1 protein-coding gene is annotated in these 1,231 nt (G+C 58.7%); it reads right to left on the bottom strand.

What is annotated here, in order from left to right; genetic code table 11:
• Nucleotides 1-18 precede the first annotated feature (18 nt).
• Nucleotides 19-1,169 (bottom strand): IS3 family transposase gene (locus AYB31_RS20215; protein WP_153020761.1). Its coding sequence is split into 2 segments (ribosomal slippage): nucleotides 19-932 and nucleotides 932-1,169, totalling 1,152 coding nucleotides; the frame shifts between segments, so codons are not numbered across the junction.
• Between the last annotated feature and the right edge of the window lie 62 nt (nucleotides 1,170-1,231).

Raw genomic sequence — 1,231 nt, 5'->3', positions numbered from 1 at the left:
TGAATCGCCCCGGCTTTCCTAGACACTCTCCAAGCTCTGGAAATAGCGCTTTTCAAACTCCACTGGCGATAGCTGCATAGCGCTGCTGTGCCGGCGCTTGGGGTTATAAAACATCTCGATGTAATCGAACACATCACCGCGGGCTTCTTCGCGGGTGCCGTAGGTTTTCCGTCGGATGCGCTCCCGCTTCAGCAACTGGAAGAAGCTTTCCGCCACCGCGTTGTCGTGGCAGTTACCGCGTCGACTCATGCTGCTGATCAGGTTGTTGGCCTTGAGGAAACTCTGCCAGTCCGTGCTACTGAACTGGCTGCCCTGGTCGGAGTGGATCATCACTTCCTGCTTGGGCTTGCGGCGCCAGACCGCCATCAGCAACGCATCAATGGCCAGGTCGCTGCTCATCCGTGGCTTCATCGACCAGCCAATCACTTGGCGCGAAAACAGATCCAACACCACCGCCAGGTACAACCAGCCCTCATGGGTGCGGATGTAGGTGATGTCGGTGACCCAGACCTTGTTCGGTTCGCTGACGTTGAACTGCCGCTCCAGGCGATTAGGCGAAGCCACCGTCGGCTTGCCTCCGTAATAGCCGGGGCGCCGACGATAACCGGTCTGCGAGCGCAGCTTCTCTAACCTCATCAGGCGGGCCACGCGGTGACGGCCACAGGACTCACCCAGCTCACGCAGGTCGTCATGGATCTTGCGGTAGCCATAGACCCCGCCGCTTTCCAACCAGGCATGTTTGATCAATCCGAGCAGGCGTTGATCTTCCTTGGCGCGTACCGATTTCGGCTCGACCAGCCAGGCGTAGTAACCGCTGGGATGCACCTTGAGGGTCTGGCAGAGACGCCGCACCGGGTACTCCACCGACAGTTTGCTGATGAAGGCGTACTTCAGCCTGACTCCTTGGCAAAGTACGCGGCGGCCTTTTTTAGGATGTCTCGCTCTTCGGTCACCCGCTTGAGTTCCGCGCGCAAGCGACGCAACTCGGCCTGCTGATCATCTACCTGCTGCCGCTGTGCTTGGGGTTTGCTGTAGCGCTTTACCCAGGCGTACAGGCTGTGCACGGATACGCCTAGACGCTCTGCCACATCGGCAACGCGCAAACCGCGCTCGGTAATGTGCTTGACCGCTTCGATCTTGAATTCTTCGGGGTAACGCTGGTTGCTCATGGCACCTCCTGATGGACCTCATTATGAGGCTTGGAGATGTCTACGAAACCAGGGGCGATTCA

The organism is Pseudomonas sp. BMS12, from assembly GCF_001592875.1.
GTDB lineage: Bacteria > Pseudomonadota > Gammaproteobacteria > Pseudomonadales > Pseudomonadaceae > Aquipseudomonas.
Note: the sequence above shows the minus strand (reverse complement) of the source record. Positions and strands in the feature narration are given on the sequence as shown.